Below are 3,952 nucleotides of genomic sequence, written 5' to 3'. Positions count from 1 at the left end.
TCCCATTGCTTTCCGCCGATACGTTGCGGGACCTGGTCGACCGGCACGTCGCCGACGGCAACGGGGCGACTGTGCTCACGGCCGAGCTTGACGACCCATCCGGTTACGGACGGATCGTCCGTAGCGGCGACGGTGCGGTCCGCAGCATCGTCGAGCACAAGGACGCCGACGATACGACGCTGCGCATCACCGAGATCAACTCGGGCATCTACGCTTTCGACGCTGACGTGCTCCGCGCCGGGCTCGACCGGATCACCACCGACAACGCCCAGGGCGAGCTTTACCTCACGGACGTGCTCGGTTTCGCGCACGACGACGGGCGCCGGGTCGGCGCGCTCGTGACCGACGACGTCTGGCAGACCGAAGGCGTCAACGACCGGGTACAGCTCGCAGCCCTGCACGGTGAGCTCAACCGCCGGGTCACCACGCGCTGGATGCGGGCCGGTGTCACCATCGTCGATCCCTCGACCACCTGGATCGACGTGACTGTCACTCTGGGCCGGGACGTGACCATCCGACCGGGCGTCCAACTCCACGGCTCCACCACCGTCGGCGAAGGGGCACAGGTCGGCCCGGACTGCACCCTGCGGGACACGGTCGTCGGCCCGAATGCCGAGGTTTTTCGCACGCATGCGATCGGAGCCGAGATCGGCGCCCGCGCCACCGTCGGCCCGTTCTCGTACCTCAGGCCTGGAACGCGCCTCGGTGAGAAGGGCAAGATCGGCGGCTTCGTCGAGACCAAGAAGGCGGAGATCGGCGACGGCTCGAAGGTGCCGCACCTCTCCTACGTGGGAGACGCGACCATCGGCGACGGAGTCAACATCGGCGCCGGTACGATCGTCGCGAACTACGACGGCGTCGACAAACACCACACCACGGTCGGGGACCACACGTTCGTCGGGAGCGACTCGGTGCTCGTGGCCCCGGTCGAACTCGCCGACGGCTGCTACGTGGCCGCCGGCTCGACTGTGACATCCGGCACGGAACCGGGTGAGCTCGCGGTCGCCCGTGCACGTCAGCACAACATCCCCGGCTGGGTCGAGCGCAAGCGGCCGGGCACACCCACGGACGAAGCTGCACGACGCGCAAACGCAAGGCAAACTGAAGATGACGGCGTCGGCGAGGGGAGCGACCAGTGAACGGCCTGCGAGCAAGTGGTACCAAGACCCTGATGCTTTTCGGGGGCCGGTCGCACCCGGAACTCAATACGGAAGTCGCGGAGCGCCTCGGCGTCGATCTCGTTCCGATGAAGGCACTCGAGTTCGCCAACGGGGAGATCTACGTCCGCTTCGATGAGAGCGTGCGCGGCTGTGACGCATTCGTGCTCCAGAGTCACACCGATCCGATCAACGAGTGGATCATGGAGCAGATGATCATGGTCGACGCGCTCAAACGGGCGTCGGCAAAGCGGATCACGGTAGTCGTGCCGTTCTACGGTTACGCCCGCCAGGACAAGAAGCACCAGGGCCGGGAGCCCATCTCGGCCCGGCTGATCGCCGACATGTTCAAGACCGCCGGCGCGAACCGGCTGATGGCGGTGGATTTGCATACTGCGCAGATCCAGGGCTTCTTCGACGGCCCGGTGGACCATCTGTGGGCGCTTCCGCTCCTGGCCGGCTATATCGACAAGCATTACGACTCCGGGAACATGACGGTCGTCTCGCCGGATGCCGGTCGGGTCCGGGTGGCGGACCTGTGGGCGGATCGCCTCGGAACGCCGCTGGCGATCATCCACAAGCGTCGTGACCCGAACGTCGCCAACCAGGTCAAGGTGCATGAGGTGGTCGGCGACGTCGCCGGCCGCACTTGCCTCCTGGTCGATGACATGATCGACACGGCCGGCACGATCACTCAGGCTGCCGATGCACTGATCGCCAAGGGTGCGCGGAACGTGGTGGTTGCGGCCACGCACGCGGTGTTGTCCGGACCAGCTGTGGATCGGCTGAAGAACTCCGGCATCCGCGAACTCGTCGTCACCAACACGCTGCCCATTCCCGAGGAGCGACGGTTCGACTCGCTGACGGTGTTGTCGATAGCCCCGCTGTTGGCGCGTGCGATCCGGGAGGTCTTCGAGGACGGCTCCGTCACGAGCCTCTTCAACGGCAACGCCTGATTCGTCGCGCTGCATCTCCCCGGCGCCGTATGCGAACCGACCCAGTTCGCATGTGGGTGTCAAGGGCAGGTAGAATCGCGTGGTTGCCTCGGCGAGGGCGCCCATTCAGTTGGGCACCGTGATCGACGCGGTGCGCTATTGGCGCGCGCTCGTCGCCGGACGCCACCTTGATGCTTACGATCGCATATCGCCCTGGAGGAGTTTCACCGTGTCCGATGTCAAGATTGCCGCCGAGCTTCGCACCGAATTCGGCAAGGGTGCCGCCCGGCGGCTGCGTCGCGCCGCCAAGGTGCCTGCGGTCCTCTACGGCCACGGCACCGACCCGATCCACCTTGCGCTTCCCGGGCATGACACCATGCTCGCGCTGAAGAACCCGAACGCGCTGGTCACTCTCGACATCGTCGACGGCGGCCACGAGATGGCGCTGCCGAAGCACATCCAGCGTGACCCGCTGAAGGGCTTCATCGAGCACGTGGACTTCGTTCTGGTGAAGCGTGGGGAGAAGGTCGTCGTCGACATCCCGATCGTCGTGGACGGCGACGCCATCTCCGGGTCCATGGTCAGCCTGGAGCACCCGACCATCTCTCTTGAGGCCGAGGCCACGCACCTTCCGGAGAGTGTCCACGTGTCCATTGAGGGCCTGGACATCGGCGCTCAGATCCACGCCAAGGACCTTCAGCTTCCGAAGGGCTCGGCCCTTGCCGCCGATGAGGACCTCCTCGTCGTCAACATCACCGCGGAGACAGCGGCGGAGCCGACGGCGGAAGAAGTCGAGGCCGCGGCCGAGAGCGAGTCCGCCGAGGCCGCTGCGGCCGAGGGCGGCTCCGAGTCCGATTAGTCCCTCGAGATGCCTGCTGGCCGCGCTGGTCGAAGCTGGGTATCCATACCGTTTCTCAAGGGCCAGCGTGACCGGGAGACAGAGGTGACATCCAGCGAGTCCTGGCTTGTCGTCGGGCTCGGCAACCCCGGGCCGAAGTATGCGGACACCCGCCACAACGTGGGCGCCATGGTGGTCGAGCTACTGGCCGGACGCGTCGGCGCGTCGTTCAAGGCGAACCGGCGTCGGCGCGCGGATGTGGCCGAGGCCCGGTTGGGCGACCCGCCGGGCGTTCGGACGGTGCTGGCCCGCCCTCACTCGTACATGAACGAGTCGGGTGGGCCGGTCGCGAGTTTGTGCGCTTTCTACAAAACGGCTCCGGAACGCCTCGTCGTCATCCATGACGAGCTCGACCTGCCGCTCGGCGGCGTACGCATCAAGCAGGGCGGCGGTGACAACGGCCACAACGGCCTTCGCTCCGTGCGTGCTTCCATCGGCACCGGCGATTACGTCCGCGTGCGGTTCGGGATCGGTCGGCCCCCTGGCCGGATGGACCCGGCCGCGTATGTGCTGAAGCCCATATCGGCGGCGGACCGTCGGGACGTGGATGTCGAGGTGGAGCGGGTCGCCGACGCGGTCGAGGCGGTTGTCGTCGACGGCCTCACGTACGCGCAGAACACGTACAACAGCTAGCCTCCTGCCCCTTCCCTGTCGTCCGCGGCGGACGCCTCCGGCGTGTGTCCGGGGCGTTACGCGACGTTGACGTAGATCAGCGCTCGGATGTGGGGCACTTGTGTGGACTAGCGCCGCTATGGTCACAACGCGTATAGTCACGCATCAGCTACACCGGTTCATTGATAAGGGGGGCCGGTGGGCGGACTTACAGCCTTGGGGGGGCCATGGCTACGGTCGGCGTTTCGCCGATCGGTACCCGATTGCGCGGGTACCGGCGTGTTAGGACAAGGCACAGGAGAGGCAACTCCGACGGCCGCGGTGACTCGGCCAGGCGAGCGACGCTGCCG

4 protein-coding genes are annotated in these 3,952 nt (G+C 66.6%); all 4 read left to right on the top strand.

The features are described from left to right. Positions 1–1,139, top strand: a 1,139-nt coding sequence (glmU, locus tag ELR45_RS22415; RefSeq protein WP_240760047.1) for a bifunctional UDP-N-acetylglucosamine diphosphorylase/glucosamine-1-phosphate N-acetyltransferase GlmU, incomplete at its 5' end; no start/stop codon positions are given. Continuing rightward, on the top strand, positions 1,136–2,113 hold the full coding sequence (locus ELR45_RS22410; RefSeq protein ID WP_129668337.1) for a ribose-phosphate diphosphokinase: 978 nt from the start codon (positions 1,136–1,138) through the stop codon (positions 2,111–2,113). The genes glmU and ELR45_RS22410, both read left to right, overlap by 4 nt. Positions 2,114–2,321: 208 nt before the next feature. Then, positions 2,322–2,951, top strand: coding sequence for a 50S ribosomal protein L25/general stress protein Ctc (locus ELR45_RS22405; RefSeq protein WP_129668336.1), 630 nt, complete (start codon positions 2,322–2,324; stop codon positions 2,949–2,951). An 84-nt stretch (positions 2,952–3,035) separates the two neighbouring features. Next, the gene (gene pth, locus ELR45_RS22400; protein ID WP_240760044.1) at positions 3,036–3,623 is read left to right on the top strand and encodes an aminoacyl-tRNA hydrolase; all 588 of its coding nucleotides are present in this window, start codon (positions 3,036–3,038) and stop codon (positions 3,621–3,623) included. The last annotated feature ends 329 nt before the right edge of the window (positions 3,624–3,952 follow it).

The organism is Phytoactinopolyspora endophytica, from assembly GCF_004138495.1.
GTDB lineage: Bacteria > Actinomycetota > Actinomycetes > Jiangellales > Jiangellaceae > Phytoactinopolyspora > Phytoactinopolyspora endophytica.
The sequence above is the reverse complement of the archived record's forward strand: the minus strand, read 5'-3'. Positions and strand labels throughout refer to the sequence as shown.